Consider the following 21,980-nt stretch of genomic DNA (forward strand, 5'->3'; position numbering starts at 1 on the left):
GAGCTCACAGCTGGAACCTGCTGGCGCCGCTGCTGGCCGGCTGCTCGCCCGTGACCAGCAATTCACCTTCGCGCAAGCCTTGCAGCACTTCCGCGCTGAGGCGGTTGCGCACGCCGACGGTGACGGCGCGCGTATCGACCTTGCCGTCGGCATCCATCACGCGGGCCGTGAACTGCCCCGGCCTGGCGCCTTCCTCGGTCGATGGTTTCAGGGCCGGCAAGGGCACGGCCAGCACATTGTTCGCCGCCGCCGTGACGAACACCACCTGCGCCGTCATCTGCGGCATCAGTTCGCCATCGGCATTATCCACGTCGAACAGCACCGTATATAAAATCACCTTGCTGGTCGACGGCGCCAGGGCCGTGCCGGCGGCGGAACCACCGGGCACGGGCGGCGCCGGCAGCACTTGCCGCACCTTGCCGCTCCAGCGCCGCTGATCGCCGCCCAGGGTGGTGAAGTAGACGGGCATATCCGGGCGCACGCGGCGCACGTCCGCTTCCGACACTTCCGTCCACACCGTCATGGCCGACAGGTCGGCGATGCGCAGGATGTTCGGCGTCTGGTAGGTGGCGTTCAGGGTTTGCCCTTCCTTGGCGTCCAGGCCCACCACCTTGCCGGCCATGGGTGCGTAGATGCGCGTATAGCCCAGGCGCGCCTCGTCCGCCTTCAGGCTGGCCTGGGTCTGGTCGATCTGCGCCTTCAGGTGGTCGATCTTGGCCCCGGCCGAGGCCAAGGTGGCTTCGGCCGTTTCGAGGTCGGCCAAAGGCGTCGAGTCGAATTTCGCCATCTGCTTCTGGCGCACGTGCTGCTGGCCCGCCAGGCGATGCTGCGCCTGCTGGTCGGCCAGCTGCGCGCGCAAGCCCGCCAGGGCGGCGCGGCCCGCGTCGACCGTGGCTTGCTGCACGCTGGGGTCGATCTCGGCCAGCAACTGGCCCTTTTCCACGGCGCTGCCCGGCTGCACGTGCAAACGCGTGATCTGGCCCGACACCTGCGCGCCCACGTCGACATAGGTTTGCGGCTGCAGGGTGCCGATGGCCGTGACGCTGGCCTCGATGTTGCCGCGCTTGACGGGCGCCGTGTCGAACACGGTGGCCGGGCCGCGCGTGACCCACAGGGCGCTGGCGCCTAACAGCGCCAGCAAGACCGCGCCGCCCAGGATACGGGCGCGGCGGGAAGGCAGGCGGGCCGCCATCAGGAAGCCGCCTTCAATACATTCAAAACATCAATCGGTGTCGCCGGGCGTGAAAAATGCATCAGTCTATCCTTGAAAATGGCGGTGAATATCACCGCAGGAACGTCACAAGCCCTGCCAGCGCGGCGACGGCTGCCAGCAGGGAACTACGAAACAGCAAGCGGGGGGCATACGGCAGCAGCAGGGCCACCAGCAGCGCGCCCGCGCCGATGAATCCCAGCCAGGCGACCACGCCGACGGTAGCGCTCCAGCCGGCCACGCAAGGCCAGATGGCCAGCGCCAGCAGGATGGCGCCGGCCAGTTGCAGCGCGCGCCGCACGTTTGGCGCCGCGTCCCTGCCCCAGACCTGGCCATGGTGGCGGTCCATCGCCAGCGACAGGCTGGCCATGCCCGCATACGACAGGCCCAGCGCGCAAAGGATGGTATTGATCATGATTGTCCTTCCGTAGTGACCTGCAGGCTGGCCGTGGGTGCAGCGCTTTCCTTGTGCGCAGCCTTCCTGACCGGTTTTTCCTTGCGCTTCCGGACTTTCCACGCGCCCCAGGCGGCCAGCAGGCCGAAGGCCATGCTGCACAGTTCCACGCCGGCGCTTTCCCAGTCGCCGCGCGCGACCTGCGCCACCAGGTTGTCGCCCGTGCTCAGCACATTCAATACCGGCAGCAGCAGGCACATTGCCGCCAGCAAGCCCAGTTGCTCGATCCACGCGCGCTTTTCCGCGCGCAGGCAGGCGTGCGCCAGCATCAGGAACCACACGCCGAAGAAGGCGCGCACTTCCCAGCCGGCGCGCTGCTCCAGGCCGACGGGGATCAGACGGTTGGCCCACAGGAAGCCCACGCAGGCGATGGACAGGCCGGCAATCGCCGCCACGTTCAGGCAGGCGATGACGCGGTACACGCGCTGCGTATAGGCGCCGAACTCGCCGCCGGACTTCTGGCGACGCTTGACCATGAACATGATCGCGCCCGTGCCCATCATGGCCGTGCCGGCCAGGCCGCAGAAGAAATACAGCCAGCGCATGGGCGTGCCGCCGAACCCCACCATGTGCAGGTTCGACATGACGGAGCGCGTCAGGCCCGCGCCGCCCGTATCCGACTCGCCGGGCAGGCGCACGGCGACCTGTTCACCCGTGGCCAGCGCATAGCAGGCCCGGCCCGAATTGGCGCTGAGGCGCTCGAACAGTTCCGTGTCTTCATTCCAGCCGTACATGCACACGCGCATGGAGGCATCGTTCGGATTGTCCAGCACCACGGCGCGGATTTCCTGGCCGATGGCCTGCTCGGCGCGCTGCGCAAACGATTCCAGCGCGGGAATGGCCAGCGGCTGGCCGATGCGCGCAGGTTTGCCCGCATCATTCCAGTCGGCCAGGAAGGCCCGCTTGGGGTTGTCCATGCCGTATTGCGCCGCCACGGGGGCCGGCACATAGTCATCGCTGAAAAATGCCAGGCCTGTGTAGGCGATCATGAACTGGAACGGTAACGTGAGCACGGCCACCGCGTTGTGCGCGTCGAGCCACGAGCGCTGGCCCTTGGCCGGGCGGAAGGTGAAGAAATCCTTGAAGATGCGCTTGTGCGTGATGACGCCGCTTACCAGCGCCACCAGCATGATCATGGTGGTGATGGCGACGATCCACACGCCGATGCGTCCCGCGTGCAGCTCGTAGTGGAAATCGACGAAATGGTGGCCGCCGATGGTTTCCCGCTCCGTTGCCTCGCGCGCATGTTCGATGACGGCGCCCGTCAGCGGATCGAGGTCCGCCGAGCCATAGCCACCGCTGGGCTGGAACCAGTAGGCGGACAAGCCGTGGCCGGGGCGCTGCACGGGCCAGATTTCCCACATGTCCGCCTGCGGGTGTTCCTTCGCCATGAAGTCGAGCGCCAGTTCCAGGCGGTGCGCACGGTCCGTGACCTTTGGCAGCGGCGGATCGTTCGCATGCGCCGCCTCTTCGAGCGCGTGTTCGGGCGTCATCCAGTGGCCGATCGGGTCGTCGAAGACGGCCAGGGTGCCGGTCAGGAAAATGGCGAACAGCAGCCAGGAAATCCACAGCCCGCTCCACGTATGCAGCCAGGCCATGGCCTGGCGCAAGCCGCCCTGCTGCGGCGTTTTCACCACTTTATCTACCTTGACGGCGTTCATGCGGCACCTCGCGACAGCAGCAGGCCAAGCCCGCCGCATAAAATCGCCGGCAGCAGCATGCCGAGCCAGGCGCGGCGCAGGTCTTGCACGGCAAAGACCCAGACCACGGCGCAGGTGTAGACGACGAAGGCGCTCAGGGTCGCCGTCAGCACGGCTTCGGCGCGCGACAGCGGCAGCACGGCCGACAGCAGCACGGCCACGCCGGACGTGAGGGCATAGCCGCCAAAGATGGCGGCGAGCACGCGCGAGAACAACAGCATATTGGCAGATTTCATCATCGCGGCGTCCCCGGGTATGGCTGTTGTGCCGGGCGGCAAACCTTGTACATCAGATGCATCACACTGCGTCCTTCCATCAAAGTTGATTATGGCGGCGGCACGCAGCGGCATGAAACCGCGCAACGTGGCGCCTTGAATGGGTACTTGAAATTACGTCTCTCAACTACAGGTGCCGCGAGCATCGAAAACGGGCAGTCCGATTGAACAATATTTTTATCGAGGCGGGCTACGCGGCCGGCTCCACCGTCACCCAGTAACGCGTGCGGCTGCGCACCTGCACCGGCAGCGAGTTGGGCAGCATGTTCAGGATGCGCTGGGTATCGGCCAGCGGGAATACACCCGACAGGCGCAGCTGGGCCACTGCCGGTGCGCAGTCGATCACGCCCGGGCGGTAGCGGGCCAGGTCGGCCAGGAAGTCGCCCAGGGTCACATCGTCGACGATCAGCTGCCCGCGCGACCAGGCATCGGCATACGCGTCGATGGCGTGCGGCGCATCCGGCGCATGGCGGGAAAACGCCACGCCGCGCCCGGCCGCCAGCAGCAAGGGCGCGCCAGCGCTGTCGCGCGGGCGGATTTCAACGGCGCTTTCAAACACCTCCACGGTGCTGTAGCCATCCTGCTGGCGCACGACGAAGCGCGTGCCCAGCGCGCGCACCAGGCCTTCGCGCGTAGCCACCACCAACGGCGCGACGCTGCCGGCACCGTGGCCGCTAATGACGAGGATTTCGCCGGCCAGCAATTCGATCAGGCGGCGCTTGTCATCGAAACGCACGTTCACGGCCGATCCCGTATTCAAGCTGAGCACACTGCCATCGTCCAGCACCACCTCGCGCCGCTCGCCCGTGGCCGTGCGGTAGTCGGCGCGCAGGGCGCGCACGTCATCCCAGGCGCCCGTCTGCGCGGCCAGCAAGCCGCCGCCGGCCGCCACGCCCAGCCACGCCAGCAACTGGCGCCGCTTGCCATTGACGGCTTGTTGCTGCGTGCCGGCCAGCGCCTGCGCGGCCGCACCGCGGTGCAAGCCGTTGAAGCGCTGCGACACCGCGTCGATATGCTGCCAGGCCCGTTCATGTTCCGGGTCGGCCCCGCGCCAGCGCTGCCAGGCGGCGTGCTCCGCTTCGCTGGCCTCGCTAGACATCAGCACGGTCAGCCACTCGGCCGCCTGCTGCTGCACGTCCTCGCCGATGGCCGCCGGGGCCACGGGTTCTGCCAGCGTGCTCATGCCGGCAGGGAGAAAAACACCTGGCGGTTGGCACGCGTCAGGTATTGCTTGACCGAGCTGGCCGACACGTTCAGGCGCGCGGCGATCTCGGCATAGCTGAGGCCTTCGAGCTGCGCCAGCAAAAACGCCGTGCGCACGGGCGCTGGCAAGCCATCGAGGGCGGCATCGATTTCCTGCAAGGCTTCCAGCGCCAGCAGCCGTTCTTCCGGCGCGGGTGCCACCTCGGGCGGCAGGCAAGCCAGCGCCTGCAGATACGCGTCTTCCAGCACTTGCCGGCGGTAGCGGTGCGCCACCAGGCGCCGCGCGATGGTGGCGAGAAAAGGCCGCGCTTCGCGGATCTGCGGCGCCGTACCATTGGTCAGCACGCTGACAAAGGTGTCTTGCGCCAAGTCCGCCGCTTCGCCCGCATTGCCCAACTTATGCCGCAGCCAGCCCTGCAGCCAGCCGTGATGGCTGCTGTAGAGCGCGTGCAAGTCTTGTTGCTGGGCAAAATCGGCGGCCGACATGGCATCCCTTTCCGCTCAGGCGTGCGTCGCCCGAGAATGTAAATAAGAATTATTCTCATTTTAACCGTGTTTTTGACTTTCATGCAATCGCGGCGTTGGCAGAAATACCAACTAATTCAAAAGCCGGCCAACCGCCAGGCGCTGCAGCGCAGGACCGCCAGCCACCCGCGATGGGGTAAAATGGCGCCCATCGTCCGGCTTTCGCCGCCCACTCCCAAGCTTTTCATTGCAGGTTCATCATGTTAGATAATCTCACCCAACGGCTTGCCAAAGTCGTCAAGACCATGCGCGGCGAGGCGCGCCTGACCGAAGCGAACACCGCCGACATGCTGCGCGAAGTGCGCCTGGCGCTGCTCGAAGCCGACGTCGCCCTGCCCGCCGTGCGCGAATTCATCGCCAAAGTCAAAGAAAAAGCCATGGGCGAGGATGTCATTTCCTCGCTCACGCCAGGCCAGGCCCTGGTCGGCGTGGTGCAGCGCGAGCTGGCCGCCCTGATGGGCGCCGACCTGGGACCGGAAGCGTCGCAGATCAGCTTTGCGCAGCAGCCACCCGCCATCATCCTGATGGCCGGTCTGCAGGGTGTCGGCAAGACCACCACCGTCGGCAAGCTGGCGAAATACCTGAAAGAAGAAAAGAAGAAGAAAGTACTGACCGTCTCGGCCGACGTGTACCGCCCTGCCGCGATCGCCCAGCTGCAATCGGTCACCGCTCAGGTGGGCGCCGACTTCTTCCCGTCCGCCAGCACCGACAAGCCGGTCGATATCGCGCTGGCCGCGCTGGACTGGGCGAAAAAGCATTACCACGACGTGCTGATCATCGATACGGCAGGTCGCCTCGGTATCGACGAAGAGATGATGCGCGAAATCGCCGCCATCCACGGCGCCGTGAAACCGATCGAAACCCTGTTTGTCGTCGACGCCATGCTGGGCCAGGACGCCATCAATACGGCGAAAGCCTTCAACGATGCGCTGCCGCTGACCGGTATCGTGCTGACCAAGCTCGATGGCGATGCGCGCGGCGGTGCGGCCCTGTCGGTGCGCCACATCACGGGCAAGCCGATCAAGTTTGCCGGTGTCTCCGAAAAACTCGACGGCCTGGAAGCGTTCGACCCGACCCGCATGGCCAACCGCATCCTGGGCATGGGCGACATCCTCGCGCTGGTGGAAGAAGCGCGCAAGGGCGTCGACAGCAAGGCAGCGGCCGACCTGGCGCAAAAGATCAAGGTCGGCGGCAAATTCGACATGAACGACTTCAAGGCGCAACTGGGCCAAATGAAGAAAATGGGCGGCATGGCCAACCTGATGGACAAGCTGCCGGCCCAGTTCCAGCAGGCGGCGGGCGGCAAGAACATGGATCAAGCCGATAAACAGGTACGCCGCATGTGCGGCATCATCGACTCGATGACGCCGCAGGAGCGCGCCAAGCCTGAACTGATCAAGGCCACGCGCAAGCGCCGCATCGCCGCCGGCGCCGGCGTGCAAGTGCAGGAAGTGAACCGCATGCTGACGCAATTCGAGCAAATGCAGACGATGATGAAGAAATTGTCGGGCGGCGGCATGATGAAGATGATGCGTTCCATGAAGGGCATGATGCCGGGGATGCGTTAATCCATCAAAATCCCCGCTCGCGGGGATTTTGATGGCGTTCATTACGCCACACATCGAGGTAAAAACACCGTTTCAAGTAATGCCGGATTGCATTTTCATGTGTCCGGCATCACTCTTCCCTCCCCCCCGCAGTGCTCCTCCCCGCATAGCCAGCAAGCATGCCATTTACGGGCAAAAACGCCGTTCTGCGCCCCCAAGCGGTGCGCCCGGGCGACAGCATCGCCATTTCCCTGCTTTTTCCTCGTGAAAACGTGAAAAACACTTGCATACAAGGTAAATCCACACCAATATTAGCCGTGCGATTAATTGCGCAATTTCCCATGTGTTTGTTAAGGAGGCTCGAAGATGGCAACAGCCAAAAAAACCCCAGTAGCAGCGCCAGCCAAAGCAGCAGCAGCCAAGCCTGCAGCCGCCAAAAAAGCAGCACCCGCAGCCAAAGCAGCAGCTAAACCAGCAGCGGTGAAGAAAGCGGCAGCACCGGCAACACCACGCAAGCCAAACGCAGCATTCATGAAAGCAATGACGCCATCGAAAGAGTTGGCCGCCGTTGTTGGCGCAGCACCACTGCCGCGCACGGAAGTGACCAAAAAGGTATGGGATTACATCAAGAAACTCGATCTGCAAGATCCGGCCAACCGCCGCATGATCAATGCGGACGACAAGCTGAAAGCTGTTTTCGGCGGCAAAGCCCAAGTCTCCATGTTTGAAATGACGAAGCTGATCTCCGATCATTTGAAATAATCAGATACGCGCCGGCCCAACACCGAGCGAGTGCCCCGCAGCTGATTCAGCGAGCGGGGCATTTTTTTGGGGTCAGTCCCTGCGGGATCGGAATTCGCCCCACTGGGGCGCATTCCCCCTGCGGGTCTGACCCCGGCCGTTGCGGTGGGATTTAAAAAACATGAAACCCGGCAAATACTGGGGTCGGACCCGCAGGGTCCGACCCCACCCCTCATTTAAACTCCCACTGCTTCCACGCCGCCCTTACCGCATTCGGGTACTCGGCCCGCCCCCGGCTGCCGTTATACCGCCCCAGCGCCAGGTACAAATCCCCGCGTTCCATATCCAGGTACATGCGCAAGATCGCGCAGCCATAGCGCAAATTCGTTTGCATGTGGAATAGCTTGCTGCGGTCGCTGTCGCCGATGACGCCCGTCCAGAACGGCATCACCTGCATGTAGCCGCGTGCGCCAGCCAGCGAGACGGCATATTTTCGGTAGGCCGACTCCACCTGGATCAGGCCCAGCACCAGGGCCGGCTCCAGGCCAGCACGGCGCGCTTCATACCAGACGGTTTCCAGGAATTCCGTGCGCAGCTGTGCGTCCGGCAGCTTGCGTTGCAGGCGTTGCGACATCTGCGCCAGCCATTGCTGGTAGCGCTGCAGTTCGATGGGGGTGGCAAATTTGGGTTGCGGCGGGCGTTCGTCGCGGATCGCGTGCGACAGGGCCAGGCGGACGGAGTCGGCCAGCGCCTCCTCTTTCTGGTTGCCGGCCTGCGCCGGGAAAGCGCAGGCCAGGCCGGCGGCCAGCGCGAGCGCGCCAGCCACCTTGCTTACGGATGGACGCTTCACTGCGCCATTTTGCCCTGGATGAAGGCGACGATCTCGTCCGGCGCCACGCCAGTGGCTTCCGCGTCGCGGCGGCCCTGGTATTCCAGCTTGCCTTCTTTCAAGCCCCGTTCGCCGATGACGATGCGGTGCGGCACGCCAATCAGTTCCCAGTCGGCAAACATGGCGCCAGGGCGCAAGCCACGGTCGTCGACGATGACATCCACGCCAGCGCCTTGCAGGGCCGCGTACAGCTTCTCCGTCTCTTCCTTGACCAGTTCGCTGCGGTCCATGCCCATCGGGCACAGCACGACTTCAAACGGCGCGATCGAGGCGGGCCAGATGATGCCCTTGTCATCGAAGTTCTGTTCGATGGCGGCGCCCAGGATGCGCGTCACGCCGATGCCGTAGCAACCCATCTGCAGCGGCGCAGGCTTGCCGTTCTCGTCGAGGAAGGTGGCTTTCATGCTTTCCGAGTACGCCGTACCCAGCTGGAACACGTGGCCCACTTCGATGCCGCGCTCAATCGCCAACGCACCCTGGCCGTCCGGCGACGCGTCGCCGGCGACGACATTGCGCAAGTCGGCCACGATGGCTGGCTCGGCCACGTCGCGGCCCCAGTTGGCGCCCGTGTAGTGGAAACCGGCGTCATTCGCGCCGCAAACGAAGTCGCTCATGTGGGCGACCGTGCGGTCCGCCACCACGGTGACGGGTGCTTTGGTGCCGATCGGGCCCAGGTAGCCGGGAATCGTGCCGTAGACTTCCAGGATTTCCGCTTCCGTCGAGAAACGGTGACCGGCCAGGCCGGCAACCTTGCCCACCTTGATCTCGTTCAATTCATGGTCGCCGCGCAGCAGCAGCATGAAATGCTGTTGCGTGACTTTGTCATCCTTGCCCGTCGTATCCACCGTCAGGGCGATGGTTTTCACGGTTTGCGACAGTTCCAGGCCCAGCAGGGCCGCCACGGTTTCGCACTTGACGGTGTCCGGCGTGGCCGTTTTCGTCAGCGCCTGGGCTGCGGCTGGGCGCTCGCCCGCTGGCGGCAGCGCTTCGGCCGCTTCCATGTTGGCGGCGTAATCGGACGTCGGGCAGTACACGAGCGCGTCTTCACCCGTGTGGGCGATGACGTGGAATTCATGCGAACCGGAACCGCCGATGGCGCCGTTGTCGGCGGCCACGGCGCGGAATTTCAGGCCGAAGCGCGTGAAGATGCGCGTGTAGGCGTCAAACATGACCTTGTACGACGCTTGCATGCCGGCCAGGTCGCGGTCGAACGAGTACGCGTCCTTCATGGTGAATTCGCGGCCACGCATCAGGCCGAAGCGGGGACGGCGCTCGTCGCGGAACTTGGTCTGGATATGATAGAAGTTCAGCGGCAGCTGGCGGTAGGACTTGATTTCCGTGCGCACGACGTCGGTGATGACTTCTTCCGACGTGGGCTGGATCGCGTATTCGCGGCCGTGGCGGTCTTTCACGCGCATCAGTTCGTCGCCCATCTTGGTCCAGCGGCCCGTCTCTTGCCACAGTTCGGCCGGCTGCACGAGCGGCATCAGCAGTTCGATGCCGGCGGCTTTGTTCATCTCGTCACGGATGATGGCTTCCACCTTGCGGATCACGCGCAAGCCCATCGGCATGTAGGTATAGATGCCGGAACCGAGGCGTTTGATCATGCCTGCACGCATCATCAATTGGTGGCTGACGATTTCCGCGTCAGAAGGTGCATCTTTAAGTGTGGAAATAAAAAAACGGGAGGCGCGCATAACGGTGAATTCTTTTTAAAAAGAGAGGGTTATAATCAACCTAATTTTAAAGGATTAGCTGGCTGATGCGTCCATACTTTACACAAATGCGCTCAATTGGTGCGATTCCGGCGCTTTTCGCACCCCGAAAAGGTCACCGGCTTGCGAAGTTGTGGGTAATTATGTAAAAAAGGACGCTCGGTCGCAGAAAGTTTGAGGTGCATTATGCTCGACCGTGAAGGGTTTCGGCCCAACGTCGGCATCATCCTGCTAAACGCCCAGAACGAGGTGTGGTGGGGCAAGCGGGTGCGCGAGCACTCATGGCAGTTTCCACAAGGCGGTATCAAATATGGCGAAACACCGGAACAAGCCATGTTTCGCGAACTTGAAGAGGAAATCGGACTCAGACAGGAGCACGTCAAAATTGTCGGCCGCACCCGCGACTGGCTGCGCTATGAAGTGCCAGACCACTTCATCAAGCGCGAGATTCGCGGCCATTACCGTGGCCAGAAGCAGATTTGGTTTCTGCTGAGAATGTGCGCGCGCGATAACGACGTCAATCTGCGCCTGACCGACCATCCCGAGTTCGACGCCTGGCGCTGGCATGAATATTGGGTCCCGCTCGATGTCGTCATTGAATTTAAACGCGATGTGTACCAGCGCGCCTTGCAGGAGCTGTCCCGCTTCCTGACCTGGCCCGTGCATGGCAACGCACAGCAAGCGCAGCGCCACACCTCGCGCTACCTGCGCCAACCCCATGCGCCACGCCCGCAGGACGGCGCGGCACTGGCCAAGCCTTGCGACGGCATCGCCGCCGAAGGGTGTACGCCGGAGCCGATCTTGCCGGGCAAGGGGTAGTCCACCGCAATGAACGCACTTCCCACGCAAAAGGGGCAGCCTGACCAGGCTGCCCCTTTTTACATACCGGCAGGAAACTTCTCTGCCAGAGCATTCAATTTAGTTGGCCGCAGGCGCCGGTGGCACGTCCAGCGTAATCGCTTTCAAGCCCAGGATATTGCTGCTGTAGTGGCGGATCTTGTTGGCCAGGGCCGGGGCATTGTTCAGCTTTTGACCGTACGACGGCACCATTTCCACCATCTTCGCCTGCCATTCCGGCGTGGCCAGACGGCTCTTGAATGCCGTTTGCAGCACCTTGATCATGATCGGCGGTGCGGTCGAGGCACCAGGCGAGGCGCCCAGCAGGGCAACGATGCTGCCATCGGCGGCGCCGACGACTTCCGTGCCGAACTGCAGCAAGCCGCCTTTGACCGGGTCATCCTTGACGATCTGCACGCGCTGGCCCGCGTTTTGCAAGGTCCAGTCTTCCATCTTGGCATTCGGCAAGTATTCGCGCAGGGTCTTCAGGCGGTCTTCCGGCGTGTTCATGACTTGCTCGACCAGGTATTTCGTCAGCGGAATATTGTCGTAGCCGGCTTGCAGCATCGGTTTCACATTGCCCGTGCCGATCGAGGCAGGCAAGTCGATCCATGAACCGTTTTTCAGGAACTTGGTCGAGAAGGTGGCAAACGGGCCAAACAGCAGCGCTTTCTTGCCATCGATGATGCGCGTGTCCAGGTGCGGCACGGACATCGGCGGCGAACCGACGGACGCCTTGCCGTACACCTTGGCCGCATGCGCCGCCACCAGTTCCTGGTTGGTGGTGACCAGCCATTGGCCGCCCACCGGCACGCCGCCGTAGCCCTTGGCTTCAGGAATGCCCGATTTTTCCAGCAGCGGCAGCGAACCGCCACCGGCGCCGATGAAGACGAACTTGGCGCGCACGATCTTTTCCTTGCCGGCGTTCAAGTCTTTCACCGTCACGTTCCACACGCCATCGGCGCCGCGCTGGATGTCTTCCACCTGATGGCGCAGGTGCAGGACCATGCCATGGCTGTCCGTCAGGTAGCTCACCAACCCGCGCGTGAGGTTGCCGAAATTGACGTCGGTACCGATTTCCATGCGCGTCGCCGCCACTTTCTGGCCCTGGTCGCGCCCTTGCATGACCAGCGGCGCCCATTGCGCGATCTGCGCCGGGTCTTCCGAGAACAGCATGCCCTTGAACAGGTTTTCCTTTTGCAGCGCGGCGTAGCGCTTCTTCAAAAAGGCAATATTGTCGTCACCCCACACAAAGGCCATGTGCGGCACATTGTTGATGAAGGTTTGCGGCGCGCCCAGGTGCTTGTTGGCCACCTGATAAGCCCAGAATTGCTTGGAAATTTCGAATTGCTCGTTGATGGCAACGGCTTTCTTGGTCTCGATGCTGCCATCGGCCGCTTCCGGCGTGTAGTTCAGCTCGGCAAATGCCGAGTGGCCTGTGCCCGCGTTGTTCATCGCGTCCGAGCTTTCGGCGGCCACAGAATCGAGGCGCTCGACCATTTCCATCGTCAGCGAGGGATCGAGTTCCTTGAGCATGCTGCCCAGGGTGGCGCTCATGGTGCCGGCGCCGATCAGCAGCACGTCGACCGGTTTTTCGGACGAAGCCGGCGGGGTCTTGTCACATGCCGCCAGGATCAGGCACGACATCAAAAGTAATAGCGATTTACGCATTCGTAACTCCATTTTTGGATACTGAAGGATGATTCTTGCGCGCCACCGTGGCGGCACCATCGCTGTATGAAATGAAAACAGTTGGCCAACCGGCACGCCAGGGCGGCCGGACAGCTCAATGTCGATGGTGATAGGCATGCTGCCGCGCTCCGGGATACGCCAGGAGCGAGATCTGGTGGCAAAGGTGCGGGCAATGGAAGCACGGAGTGGCAACAAAATCGCCGTCATGTCCAGAGCAAATATCAAGAGCGGCGATTTTATCACCGTTATTTGGCACCGCCAGCCCATGGCGGTAGTGGATAATACTTACTGCAGGGTATTAAATGACGGTGACTATCGGGTCATGCCAGCAGGTGCCAGACGGCAAGAAGGGCATCCCCGATGCCCTTGGTTGATGTACGCGGTACAATGCCGGCTGCCCTTTAGCCATAGTCCTTCAGCCATGTTCAACCCCTCTTCCGACGATGTGCGCCGCTTCTTTTGCGACACCTTGCGCAAGCACCGCGCCCATGAGATCCTCACGCCGATGGAAGCCATCGCGCTCGACTGGATCCTCGAACATCCCGAGTATGAAAACGAGCTCTCCGACGTCGAGGCGGCGCTGGCGCGCGACTATTCCGTCGAAGGGGGACAAGCCAACCCGTTCCTGCACCTGTCCATGCATCTGTCGATCACGGAGCAGGTGCAGGTGGACCAGCCGCGCGGCATCCGCCCGGCCGTGCAGCAACTCACGCAGCGCCTCGATTCGGCCCATGCAGCCCAGCACGAAGTGATGGAATGCCTGGGCCAGATGATCTGGGCTTCGCAGCGCTCGGGCTTGCCACCCGATACGGACGCGTATATCGACTGCGTGCGCCGCCGCTAAACCCAAGGTAGTATTCTGCACAAGTTTGCTTGATCTGGCATAAGACATACAGATAAGCAACACTCTACAGTGGCAACTCCAGCCATGAACAGGGTGTGCCATGAGCGATCCCAGCAACGGACCGGTTAAGCCCGCTATCGATCCCCGCCTTATCATGGCAGGCAAGATCTGCGGCAGCACCAATTTCAGCCACAGCCTGCTGGACTGCCTGCAGCAGGTGCCGTCACCGGGCATCGTTATCTTTGTGCATGGCGTCAATTCCGATGGCGAGTGGTACCACCAGAGCGAGGAGGGCCTGTGCAAGGGCTTGAATACCCGCCTGAAACGCTGCGATGAGCACCTGGCCTACCCCAGCGTGGAAGGTGGACAGTTATGGCCCGTTACCTACCGGCGCGAATTGACGGATGACGGCTTTGTCGACCCCGACCGCACGCCCAACACCTTCATTGCCGACGCCGGGCACCACTCGCCCGTGATCCAGTTCCGCTGGGGTTACAAGGCCAGTGACCTCGAATTACAGGAATACGGCGCTTCCATTTATCTCAACGAATATGACTACTGGGGCGGCGGGCCATTCGCGAACGGCTGTTCTTCCTTGCCTGACCTGTGGGGCAATGGCTTGCTCGACAGCTTGTTTCTGTGGATACATATCGAACACCTCAACCCCCTCAACGACGCCATGGTGTTTTCGGCGCCGCCCCGCCCGTATTTTGTGCTGGCCGCGCTGCGACTGGCGAAGCTGGTCGAATCGATACGCAAGGAACAGGCCGACGTGCCGATTACCCTCGTGTGCCATAGCCAGGGCAATATGATCGGCATGGCAGCCGCCTTCCTGGGCGACAAGATGGCTGATGTGCAAGATGCCGCAGGGATCAAGGGTCGCTGCGTGGCCGACACCTATGTGCTGTGCAATCCGCCATACAGCGTACTCGAAGACAACAGCACGGAAGACTGGGTGCAAGGCCAGGAGGCGGATCCGGACGGCAACGTGGGCCGGCAGACCTGCCAGGCGCGCCTCGAGACCTTGGAAAATTTCTTCAAGATCGTCGGCCAGCAGGCCGATGTGCCGCCGCCTTCAGCAGCGCTGGCGCAACTGGCCGCCAACCACGCGCACGGTTTTACGCTGGATAGCGACAGCAACAAATACCGCTGCGGCCCCGTCAGCACCACACGCGGCAAGGTCACCTTGTATTGCAATCCGCATGACCAGATCATCTCCTCGACCGCCATCCAGGGCATGGGCTGGCGCGGCCTGTGCGCAGCCGAAATCCAGGCGGCGCAAGGAAAGAATGTATTCACGCAGCGGGTGTTTTCCCAAGGCTACCCCGTCGGCAAGCCAGGAACTTATGATTACTGGAGCAAGCAACACAATCATCCGGAACGGGGCAGCCTGGACTTCTGGGTGCCGCATTCGAAGATCGCCGACTATTCCAGCCAGAAAGGGCGATTGGCCAACAGCACGGGAAGCGGCCGCGCCATGACGCAAATCGCCGCCCTGGCCCTGATTCCCCTGGCGAAAGGAGCGGGCGTGCGCATCAACGCGCTGCCGCCGCGCGACTGGAGCATCCCCGTCAATGCGCCGGCGCTGCCCGAACCGTTCTTGCCGCAGGCAGTGCAGTACGGCGTGGCCAGCGAGGACTTCGACCAGCTCTACAATCCGCGCGGCAGCCTGCGCGATCCACGGCGCAGCCATGCTGCCGGCGATCCATACCACGCCTTGAGCGACGAGCAGATAGGCGCGCCCAAGGGCGACCGCGACAGCCACGCCGCCATGCTGTACGAAGACCACGCCCGCGTGCGCTTGATGGCCAAACGCACGGGCCGCACGCCGATGGGAGAGAAGGTCAGCGAGGAAGACATGCCGGCCACCGCCAGCGAAGAGCACAAGCGATGGCGCGGCGACATCATCACCGCCAATCTGGCCGCCAACCTCGACACGCACGCCACCGACCATTCAACCATCATGACCAATGGCATGCATGCGGAAAAGGCGCTGGCGTATGACGTGGCGGTGGGGGTGAGCCATATTCCAGAAAAGGCGTTGCGCAAATTGCGAGTGATAGCCGATTGGCGATTGTTGAAGAACTTGGATGACAGTCATTCGCACAAGATATTTTATGAATACTTTAGAACTGGCAAATTCAAGACAATGAGTGTGTTCGATTGGGTTCATAGTCCTGGCAGCACTGGCGCGTTACCAGATTCCATCGTTAACAAACGCAGGAACTCGCGCTGGAAGGATCACTGATGCGTGCACTGATCGCCACGCCCCTACGCCGCCTGGCTTGGAGCTGCTGTGCATTTTTCCTGCTTGCCAGCGTGGCAGTCTGGTTCGCCAGCCAGTCCGACGCCGCTCCCCTCAGCGATGGAGACATGATGAAACGCTATCTCGTGATGCCGTTTGTATTTGCCCTTATGATATTTTCCTTGCTCAGTGCTTGCGCGATCAAGCCAGCCACGAAAGGCGATGTCGCGACAGCGACGCCTGCGCAGCCAGCCAGGCCTTATATGGCCCAGGTGGTGGGCGTGCAATGGCTCAATCCCTTGCAACGGCGCGACTATTCGACGGAGTGGCAATTGTTGTGGACCTTGGGACTGGCCAAGCCGAACCAGAACGATGACAAAGTCAGGGAAAATCCAGCGCGCTTCAGCAAGGTGCAATCCATCGGCATGATTGCATCGGGAAACGATGGCGAGGAGACATTCAAAGGCTATCACCATAAATACGTGGATGAGCTGACACTATTGTTCCGTCAATCCTATTTCGCCAATGGCAGTTACTTCTACAACGCGCACTCGCTGAAAGACAAATCGACCCGGCGCGAACTGGCCGGCATCCATATCGAGTATGCACTTCCCGCCGGAAGGCTCGATCCAGTGGAAGCGGGCAACTTTGTGCGCGACAATATCAACGATACCTTCAGCATCGGCAACCCCCACTTCCCCAATTCCTGGACTACGGCAACGCCGCCCGATGTGCGCGTGACGATGGGCGGCGCGAACGCAGGTTTTACCTCGCTGGCGGCGGGCTTGGCATATTTGCAAGCGCATCCCGATAAAACCGTATGGGTGATGAACTGGGACGCGCCCAGCTTTCCACCCAAGGATGAGCAGTTCGATGAAAATATCGCTCTGTTGATACTGGCCGGTCCCGACTTCAAGACGCAGCGCGCGCCGCTGGCCTGGCTGGGCTTCCCGGCAACGGCCGCCGTCGCCGACTACCAGGCGGCGAAAGGTCAACCGCCGCGCGCGGTGCAGGCATGGACGGCGGCCATCGAACAGGCGGCGGTGCAGGCCAATCTCGATACTGACAAGATAGCCTATGTGATCCACGATGCGGGCAATAGATATCCGGCATCTTCCGAGCGGATCGGCTCGCTGGCGCAAAGCCTGACCCTGAATTTACCCGATCTGGATTTTACAAAGCAAACCTTCAACACCTCGGCCCTGCTGGGCGAGATGGGGGCCGGCACGGCGCTGACGAATGTGGCGCTGGCCGTCGCCTACGCGAATCACCAGGGCCGGCCGGTGCTGGTGGCGGGCACGGGCGACCTGGAGGCGCCCGTTGCCGTGCTGGTGGCGCCACCCGCGGTGGCGCGTCCCATCGATCCGGAAAAACCCTGGTTCCGCGCACGCGGCGAAGCTTCAGTCTTTTTACCGTGGTGGGGACTGCGCCACGATGCCAAGACCTTGATGCAGGGCTATTCGAACTGAGCTCACAATGGTATGCTGGCAGCCGCCGGCCGCGTGCCCTCGCTCACCTGCGGCCTTAGCAACCCCAGCACCACCTGCAGCGCCATGGCGACGGCGCCGACGATGAAGACCACGTCGCCGAAGGTGCGTATCCAGCGCAGGTTCTGCAACAGCGGCTGCTGCATGAATGCCTCGCTGCGCGCATACCACAGGCCTTCCGTGACGCTGGCGTGGAACTGGATGATGCCAATCGGCAGCAAGCTGGTAAAGAGCATCAGCACCAGGCCCGCGTTGAGGCCCCAGAACGCCGTCTTCATCAACGCCGGGCTGAAGCGGTAATCGGGCCGCAAATAGCGCAGTACCAGCAAGGTAAAGCCCAGCGCCAGGAAACCGTACACGCCGAACAGCGCCGCATGCGCATGCGTCGCGGTGGTGTTGAGTCCCTGGATGTAATACAGCGCCACGGGCGGGTTGATCATGAAGCCGAAGACACCGGCGCCCAGCATGTTCCAGAAGGCGACCGCGACAAAGCACATCATCGGCCAGCGCAACTGCTCCATCCACGGCGCGCGCGCTTTCAGGCGCCAGTTCTCCCAGGCCTCGTGGCCCAGCACGATCAGCGGCACCACTTCCAGCGCGCTGAAGCTCGCGCCGATGGCCATTACGGGCGTGGTGGTGCCGGAAAAGTACAGATGGTGGAAGGTGCCGGGTATGCCGCCCAGCATGAACAGCGAGGCCGACGCCAGGCTGGCCGTCGTGGCCATGCGCACCGACACCAGGCCCAGGGTCGAGAAGATGAAGGCCAGCGCCGTGGTGGCGAACACTTCAAAGAAGCCTTCCACCCACAGGTGCACCACCCACCAGCGCCAGTACTCCATCACCGACAGATGCGTGCGTTCGCCGTAGAACAGGCCGGCGCCATAGAACAGGCCGATGGCGCCCACGGACGCGGTCAGCAGCGCCAGCAGGTTCCTGTCGCCGCCCGGCTGGCGCAGGGCTGGCACGACGCCGCGCAGCATCAGCACGAGCCACAGCAAGATACCGACGAATTTGCCAATCTGCCACAAACGTCCCAGGTCCACATATTCATAGCCCTGGTGGCCCAGCCAGAAATTCCACTCGGGCGGCATGATTTGCGCAATGGCCAGGTAATTGCCGATAAACGAGCCGACGACGACAGCGACCAGGGCCCAGAACAGCACGTCGACGCCCAAACGCTGCCACTTCGGGTCCTTGCCGCCATTGATCAGGGGTGCGAGGAACAGGCCGGCGGCCAGGAAGCCCGTGGCGATCCAGAACAGCGCGGCCTGGATATGCCAGGTGCGCGTGAGCGCATACGGGAACCAGCGCGATACGTCGATGCCGTAGAACTGCTGCCCTTCCACCGTGTAGTGCGCCGTGAAGCCGCCGATGAAGACCTGGAAGATGAACAGCGCCACCACCAGGAACAGATATTTTCCCAGTCCCCGCTGCGAAGGCGTCAGCGCGAAAGTGGTGAGCGGATCGCGTGCGCCGGGCGTCGGCAGCGCTTCATCGTGGTCACGCAGGAAGGCCCAGCCCCAGACGAGGAAGCCCACGCCGGCCAGCAGCACCACCACGCTGGCGACCGACCAGACGAGGTTTTCGCCGCTGGGCTGGTTGCCGATCAGCGGTTCATGCGGCCAGTTGTTCGTATAGGTCACTTTCTGGCCCGGACGTTCGGTGGCGGCGGCCCACGCCGTCCAGAAGAAGAACTGCGTCATCTGCGCGCGCCGCTCGGCGCTGGGCAGGGTATTTTCCTTCATGGCGAAATGCTCGCGGCTGGCGTGCAGCGCAGGCGCGTCGGAGAACAGCTGGTCGTAATAGTGCGCCGTGTTGGCGATGGCTTGCACGCGGCGCGCCGACAGGCGCAGCACTTGCGCATCGTCGACCCGGTTGGCGCGGTATTCCATCTTGAGCGCTTCGCGCAGCGCCGCCTGCGCGGGGCCGTCGAGCGCCGCGTAGGCCTTGCCATGCTGCTCTTGCGCGGCCAGTTCCAGCCAGGCCGTCAGTTCGCGGTGCAGCCAGTCGGCCGTCCAGTCGGGCGCCTGGTAGGCGCCGTGGCCCCAGATGGAGCCCAGCTGCATGCCGCCCACCGATTGCCAGGCCGTCTGGCCGTCGAGGATGCCCTCGCGGTCGAACAGTTGCCGGCCATCCTGCGCCAGCACTTGCGCGGGAATCGGCGGCGCCTGCCGGTAGACTTCCGTGCCGTAGTAGCCGAGCAGCGAAAACGTCACGATCAGCACACCGATCAGGGTGAACCAGAGTTTTTTATAGGGACCCATGGGTCTTTCCTTTGTCAGTGCACCACGGCCGGCGCAAAGCGCTCGAACAGGATATTGTTTTCAGTATGGATGTGCGCCATCAGGTCGGCACGGAAGGTGCGCAAGCCCGTGTACAGTGCGCGCCAGGTGGTGCAGGCGCCAGCCGGTGCGGTGATATCGTTCGTCATCGCCTCCATCGCGCGCAGGGCCACGCCATGGTCGTCGTGCTCCATGCGCATCACGTTGATGGGCGCGCCGGCCCGGGGGCCCTGGCCGCGCACGATCATCGGGAACAGCACGTCTTCTTCCTTGCGCATATGGCTTTCCAGCTCCTGCGCCATGGCCGACAGGTGTTGCGCCAGCCCGTGCGGACAGTCGGCGCGGTCGCCATGCACCTGCTCGACCTTGCGCGCCAGGCGTATCAGCTCGGGCAACTGCTCGCGGTGCACGGCGTGGTAGCGCGCCAGGATATGTTCCACCAGTTCGGTGGCCGGGGCGTCCTGCCAGTCACGCTCGCCGCTGGTATCCGCGCGCTCTGCCAGCAGCCGCAGTTCCTCGACGATGGGCGCCGTGTCCACGCCAGCCGCTTCGGCCGCCGCGCGCAGGGTCTTGTTGCCGCCGCAGCAGAAATCCAGGCGGTGCGCATCGAACAGGCGCGTGGCGCCAGGGATGCGTCGGGCCAGCTGGCCCAGGGATAACTCGATCATTTCCATAACAGTTCCTTGAGGATGAATAGGTAGATTTATTGCACGGCGCCCGCGTGATACACGCCGGGCACGGGTTCGCCCGTCACTTCCAGCACGCCCACGGCGCCCTTGCCGGCGCGCGACAAGGCATGGTCGACCAGCAGATAGCTGCCTGGGTGCTGCACCTTGAGTTCGACGATGGTCGCGCCGCCAGGTGCCACCAAGGTGGTTTGCACGTCGTGTTTCGGGCTGCTGATCGAGCCTTCGCTATACACCTTGTCGAAGATCTCGCCGATGATGTGGAACGACGAAATCTTGTTCGGGCCGCCGACGCCGAAATAGATGCGCACCGTCTCGCCGACTTTCGCCTGCAATTTATGCGTCTTGCTCAGGGCGCCCACTTCGCCGTTGAAGACGTAGTAGTCGGGCAGCTCATTGGCCATTTTTTCCAGGTTCGGTTCCTGATGCACGGGCGCGCCGTGCGGACGTCCCGTATACATCTCGCCCTGCATCACGTAATACTCGCGGTCCACCTTCGACAAGCCGCCTTCCGGTTCGACCAGGATCATGCCGTACATGCCGGCCGCGATATGCTGCGGCACCAGCGGCGTGGCGCAGTGGTAGACGAACAGCCCCGGATTGAGCGCCTTGAAGGTGACGGTCTTTTCCTGCCCCGGCGCGACCTGCGTGTGCTGTCCGCCGCCATGGCCGCCCGTCACGGCGTGCAAATCGATCGAGTGGATCATCTTGCTGTCCTTGGCATTGAACAGGGTCAGTTCGACCGTGTCGCCCACCTTCGCGCGCAGCATAGGACCGGGCACCTGACGGTTGAAGGTCCAGTACGTAAAGGTGGTGCCGTCATCGAGCTTGCCCGGCAGTTCCACCGTCTCCATGCGGTATTTGAGCAACTGCGGCGCGCGCGCGCCGATGGCGACGGGTACCTGCGCCGGGTTGGCCGCCACGCTGACGGCCGACGGATCGGGGCCGCGCATCGGCGACGGCGCGGGCGTGTACAAGGCCAGCGCGGCGGCCTGGCTCGATTCGCCGGCAGCGCTGCCGGCGGCGGCAGCCTTCGGTGCCCCGGCTTCGGCCAGCGACGTGCCGGTGACTTCCAGCTTGCCTTCCATGCCGATCTGGCGGTGGCCGGGGATCGAGCAGTAATAGGTGAACGTACCGGCGCGCGTGACCTTGAAGCGCACGCTGGTGCTGCCGCTATTGGCGCTGAATTTGGCGGATGCCACGTTGAGTTCCGGGATCAGCAGATCGTGCTCGGCGCCTTCGCCGCTTTTCAGCACCAGTTCGACCGTATCGCCCACCTTGGCCGCCAGCACCGGGTTGACCTGTCCCTTGGCGTCGATGAACACCATCTTGCCGTCGACGATATTGGTTTGCAGCTCATAGCGCTTGACCGCGGAGGCAGCAGGTTTGGCGGCGGTGGCGGCGGCGCTGGCCGGCAGGCCCGCCTGGGCTTGCACGGACAGGGGCATGGCCAGGACGCAGACGGCGGCGGCGATGGCGCGGAGGGAGGGAGTCGTTTTCATCAAGCTTTCCTTGGTCTTGTATGCCGGTTCGGCACACTTATCTAGGCAAACCGTGTGCCAGGAAAAACTTGTTTTAAATCAACGATTTGAAAAATGCAGGGTCGGCATGACCCTGTTTAGGCGTGGTCCGTTGTACCCTGCATGGT

General features: G+C 62.9%; 18 protein-coding genes. 6 read left to right on the forward strand and 12 right to left on the reverse strand.

All coding sequences use genetic code 11. The annotated features are described in order from the left end of the window. Positions 1-4 precede the first annotated feature (4 nt). From O0882_RS05690 to O0882_RS05715, 6 genes are all read right to left on the reverse strand, one after another. On the reverse strand, positions 5-1,192 hold the full coding sequence (locus O0882_RS05690; protein WP_289946026.1) for an efflux RND transporter periplasmic adaptor subunit: 1,188 nt from the start codon (positions 1,190-1,192) through the stop codon (positions 5-7). Between the two features lie 91 nt (positions 1,193-1,283). Beyond that, on the reverse strand, positions 1,284-1,625 hold the full coding sequence (locus O0882_RS05695; RefSeq protein WP_096237848.1) for a DUF3325 domain-containing protein: 342 nt from the start codon (positions 1,623-1,625) through the stop codon (positions 1,284-1,286). Then, entirely contained in the window at positions 1,622-3,325 is a 1,704-nt protein-coding gene (locus O0882_RS05700) for a PepSY-associated TM helix domain-containing protein (RefSeq protein WP_289946027.1), read from the reverse strand. The genes O0882_RS05695 and O0882_RS05700 overlap by 4 nt, the downstream gene beginning before the upstream one ends. After that, the gene (locus O0882_RS05705; RefSeq protein WP_289946028.1) at positions 3,322-3,603 is read right to left on the reverse strand and encodes a hypothetical protein; all 282 of its coding nucleotides are present in this window, start codon (positions 3,601-3,603) and stop codon (positions 3,322-3,324) included. The genes O0882_RS05700 and O0882_RS05705 overlap by 4 nt, the downstream gene beginning before the upstream one ends. A gap of 226 nt (positions 3,604-3,829) precedes the next feature. After that, entirely contained in the window at positions 3,830-4,822 is a 993-nt protein-coding gene (locus O0882_RS05710; RefSeq protein ID WP_289946029.1) for a FecR domain-containing protein, read from the reverse strand. Next, complete coding sequence (locus tag O0882_RS05715; protein ID WP_289946032.1) at positions 4,819-5,328, reverse strand: sigma-70 family RNA polymerase sigma factor; 510 nt, start codon at positions 5,326-5,328, stop codon at positions 4,819-4,821. The genes O0882_RS05710 and O0882_RS05715 overlap by 4 nt, the downstream gene beginning before the upstream one ends. Before the next feature lie 239 nt (positions 5,329-5,567). Between O0882_RS05715 and ffh the strand changes: the two genes are divergently transcribed. Together ffh and O0882_RS05725 are read left to right on the forward strand one after the other, a co-directional pair. Beyond that, a complete protein-coding gene (ffh, locus tag O0882_RS05720) occupies positions 5,568-6,935 on the forward strand; it encodes a signal recognition particle protein (protein ID WP_096237853.1) in 1,368 nt (455 codons plus the stop codon). Positions 6,936-7,280: 345 nt separating this feature from the next. Further along, positions 7,281-7,676: an SWIB/MDM2 domain-containing protein gene (locus tag O0882_RS05725; protein ID WP_100874461.1), complete on the forward strand. Its 396-nt coding sequence runs from the start codon at positions 7,281-7,283 to the stop codon at positions 7,674-7,676. A 211-nt stretch (positions 7,677-7,887) separates the two neighbouring features. Here the strand turns inward: O0882_RS05725 and O0882_RS05730 are convergent, their stop codons facing one another. Next, positions 7,888-8,505, reverse strand: coding sequence for a lytic transglycosylase domain-containing protein (locus O0882_RS05730; RefSeq protein WP_289946036.1), 618 nt, complete (start codon positions 8,503-8,505; stop codon positions 7,888-7,890). Continuing rightward, positions 8,502-10,241 (reverse strand): proline--tRNA ligase, encoded by a 1,740-nt coding sequence (locus O0882_RS05735; RefSeq protein ID WP_099762131.1) that lies wholly within the window; start codon positions 10,239-10,241, stop codon positions 8,502-8,504. The genes O0882_RS05730 and O0882_RS05735 overlap by 4 nt, the downstream gene beginning before the upstream one ends. A gap of 204 nt (positions 10,242-10,445) precedes the next feature. Between O0882_RS05735 and O0882_RS05740 the strand changes: the two genes are divergently transcribed. After that, positions 10,446-11,078 carry an RNA pyrophosphohydrolase gene (locus O0882_RS05740; protein ID WP_289946039.1) on the forward strand — a complete coding sequence of 211 codons (633 nt, stop codon included), beginning with the start codon at positions 10,446-10,448 and terminating at the stop codon, positions 11,076-11,078. Between the two features lie 99 nt (positions 11,079-11,177). Here O0882_RS05740 and mqo read toward each other — a convergent pair whose 3' ends face one another. After that, complete coding sequence (gene mqo / locus O0882_RS05745; RefSeq protein ID WP_289946851.1) at positions 11,178-12,743, reverse strand: malate dehydrogenase (quinone); 1,566 nt, start codon at positions 12,741-12,743, stop codon at positions 11,178-11,180. Between the two features lie 466 nt (positions 12,744-13,209). Here mqo and O0882_RS05750 point away from each other — a divergent pair, with 466 nt between their 5' ends. The 3 genes from O0882_RS05750 (at position 13,210) to O0882_RS05760 (ending at position 17,346) form a co-directional block, all read left to right on the forward strand. Beyond that, on the forward strand, positions 13,210-13,632 hold the full coding sequence (locus O0882_RS05750; RefSeq protein ID WP_070218599.1) for a DUF1841 family protein: 423 nt from the start codon (positions 13,210-13,212) through the stop codon (positions 13,630-13,632). A gap of 154 nt (positions 13,633-13,786) precedes the next feature. Beyond that, positions 13,787-15,880: a hypothetical protein gene (locus tag O0882_RS05755; protein WP_289946043.1), complete on the forward strand. Its 2,094-nt coding sequence runs from the start codon at positions 13,787-13,789 to the stop codon at positions 15,878-15,880. Beyond that, positions 15,880-17,346, forward strand: coding sequence for a virulence factor (locus tag O0882_RS05760; RefSeq protein WP_289946045.1), 1,467 nt, complete (start codon positions 15,880-15,882; stop codon positions 17,344-17,346). The genes O0882_RS05755 and O0882_RS05760 overlap by 1 nt, the downstream gene beginning before the upstream one ends. Before the next feature lie 2 nt (positions 17,347-17,348). Here O0882_RS05760 and O0882_RS05765 read toward each other — a convergent pair whose 3' ends face one another. The 3 genes from O0882_RS05765 to nirK are packed head-to-tail and all read right to left on the reverse strand — an operon-like array spanning position 17,349 to position 21,834. Beyond that, complete coding sequence (locus O0882_RS05765; RefSeq protein ID WP_289946047.1) at positions 17,349-19,628, reverse strand: nitric-oxide reductase large subunit; 2,280 nt, start codon at positions 19,626-19,628, stop codon at positions 17,349-17,351. 14 nt (positions 19,629-19,642) lie between these two features. Beyond that, entirely contained in the window at positions 19,643-20,320 is a 678-nt protein-coding gene (gene ytfE, locus O0882_RS05770; protein ID WP_289946048.1) for an iron-sulfur cluster repair protein YtfE, read from the reverse strand. A gap of 29 nt (positions 20,321-20,349) precedes the next feature. Further along, positions 20,350-21,834, reverse strand: coding sequence for a copper-containing nitrite reductase (gene nirK, locus O0882_RS05775; protein ID WP_289946050.1), 1,485 nt, complete (start codon positions 21,832-21,834; stop codon positions 20,350-20,352). Between the last annotated feature and the right edge of the window lie 146 nt (positions 21,835-21,980).

It is taken from the genome of Janthinobacterium sp. SUN073 (assembly GCF_030397665.1).
In the GTDB taxonomy this organism is placed as follows: Bacteria; Pseudomonadota; Gammaproteobacteria; order Burkholderiales; family Burkholderiaceae_D; genus Janthinobacterium.